This is a genomic window from Streptomyces sp. 13-12-16 (assembly GCF_002114215.1).
In the GTDB taxonomy this organism is placed as follows: domain Bacteria; phylum Actinomycetota; class Actinomycetes; order Streptomycetales; family Streptomycetaceae; genus Streptomyces.
Window position 1 is genome coordinate 1 of sequence record NZ_NCTE01001058.1, and the last position, 2,420, is coordinate 2,420.

1 protein-coding gene is annotated in these 2,420 nt (G+C 72.9%); it reads left to right on the forward strand.

Translation table 11 applies throughout. The features are described 5' to 3' along the window. Nucleotides 1-137: 137 nt before the first annotated feature. Nucleotides 138-2,420 (forward strand): protein translocase subunit SecD (secD, locus tag B7767_RS35085; protein WP_085575607.1); only part of this gene is annotated, 2,283 nt, incomplete at its 3' end.

A 2,420-nucleotide genomic window follows, 5' to 3' on the forward strand; every position in this document is an offset into this window, starting at 1 on the left:
CCCGGCCCGCGCCGGCCGCCGGGCACGCTCCGCCCGCCGCCGCGCACATGCCGTCGGACCTGGGGCGCGCCCCGCCCACGGCCTCCAGCACCTGAGACCCCCTCTTCCTCTTTTCCGCGTGCCTGCTGGAGGCATCTGTGAAACGTCCCGCCCGCGTCAGGGCGTTGTTCGCGCTCGCCGTGATCGCCCTGTCCGTGTTCGTCGCCGTCACCGTCCCGGTCCGTCTGGGCCTGGATCTGCGGGGCGGCACCCAGATCGTGCTGGAGACCCGTTCCACCGAAACCGTGAAGGCCGACGCCGAGGCCACCGACCGCGCCCTGGAGGTGCTGCGCGGCCGGGTCGACGCGCTCGGCGTCGCCGAACCGAGCATCGTCCGCTCCGGGGACGACCGGATCATCGTCGAGCTGCCCGGCGTACAGGACCCGCGCAAGGCCGCCGACGTCCTCGGCCGTACCGCGCAACTGTCCGTGCACCCGGTGCTCGGCACTGCCACCGAGGCCGACAAGGCACAAAAGGAGGGCGAGCGCGTCCTGCCCGACGAGCAGTCCGGTGAACGCCTGCGGCTGGCGCCCGCGTCGCTGACCGGTCAGGACGTCAAGGACGCCGAGGCCCTCTTCGACCAGCAGGGCGGCGCCGGCTGGCACGTCACCGTGGACTTCGAGGACGGCAAGGGCTGGGCGAAGCTGACCGGTGAGGCCGCCTGCCACCCGGCGGGCGACCCGCAGCGCCGGGTCGCGATCGTGCTGGACGACAAGGTCATCTCCTCGCCGCAGGTCGACCCGTCCGTCGCCTGCGGCACGGGCATCACCGGCGGGTCCACCCAGATCACCGGTTCCTTCACCAGCGACGAGTCCAAGGAGCTCGCCCTGCTGGTCAAGGGCGGCGCCCTGCCGGTGCCGGTCGAGACGGTGGAGCAGCGGACCGTGGGCCCGACGCTGGGTGCCGAGGCCATCGAGGCCAGCGCCTGGGCGGCCGTCGTCGGCACCGCGCTGACCGCGCTCTTCATCATCGTCGTCTACCGCCTCATGGGCGTCCTGGCCACCCTGGCCCTGCTCTGCTACGGCCTGATCTCCTACGCCGGTCTGGCGGCCCTCGGAGCGACCCTCACCCTGCCCGGTCTCGCCGGTTTCGTGCTGGCCATCGGCATGGCCGTGGACGCCAACGTGCTGGTCTTCGAACGGGCCCGGGAGGAGTACGGCAAGCGCAACCGGCCCAGCGGCCGCTCGGCCCTGACCGCCGGTTTCAAGGGCGCGTTCAGCGCCATCGCGGACTCCAACGTCACCACGCTGATCGCGGCGGCGCTGCTGTTCCTGCTGGCGTCCGGCCCGGTGAAGGGCTTCGGTGTCACGCTGGGCATCGGTGTCCTCGCCTCCATGATCAGCGCCCTGGTGATCACCCGGGTGCTCGCGGAGTTCGCCGTGGCCCGCCGCTGGGTGCACCGGCGTCCCGAGGTCACCGGTCTGGCCTCCATCGGCCGGGTCCGCGCGTACCTGACCCGCCGCGACCCGCAGTTGATGCGGCGCCCGCGCCGTTGGCTGGCGGTGTCCGCCGTGGTGCTCGTCGTCGCCGGCGCGGGCATCGTGGTGCGCGGGCTGGACTTCGGGGTGGAGTTCACCGGTGGCCGGCTGATCGAGTACTCCACCGGCGAGACCGTCGATCCGGACCGGGCCCGTGCGGCCCTGGCCGACGCCGGTTTCCCGCAGGCCGTCGTGCAGTCCTCCGGGGACGACAAGCTGACGGTGCGCACCGAGGAGCTGACCAACGCGGAGGCGGTCGAGGTGGCCGACGCCATCGCCGGGGTCGGCGGCGGGGCGGAGAAGGTCCGCGACGAGCTGATCGGCCCGAGCCTCGGCGACGAGCTGCGGCGCAACGCGCTGATCGCGCTCGGTCTGGCGCTCGGCGCCCAGCTGCTGTACCTGGCCTTCCGGTTCCGCTGGATGTTCGGTACGGGGGCGGTGGCCGCCCTGGCGCACGACGTGGTGATCCTGACCGGTGTCTTCGCCTGGCTGGGCAAGCCGGTCGACGGTGTGTTCCTGGCCGCGCTGCTCACCGTGATCGGCTACTCGGTGAACGACTCCGTCGTGGTCTTCGACCGGATCCGCGAACTGTGGCGCAAGGACGGCAAGGCACCCCTGGCGCAGGTCACCAACCAGGCGATCCTGCAGACGGTGCCCCGCACGGTCAACACCGGTATCGGTGTGATCTTCATCCTGGCCGCGCTGGCCCTGCTGGGCGGCGACTCGCTCACCGACTTCGCGCTCGCGCTGCTGATCGGCATGCTCGTGGGCACGTACTCGTCGGTCCTGACCGCCTCGCCGCTCGCCGTCGTGCTCGACGCGTACGCCGGTGACGGCAGGGGCGGCCGGGGCCGTGGCCGGGGCCGTCCCGGGCGGGCGGGGTCCGGCGCCGCGGAGCGCCCG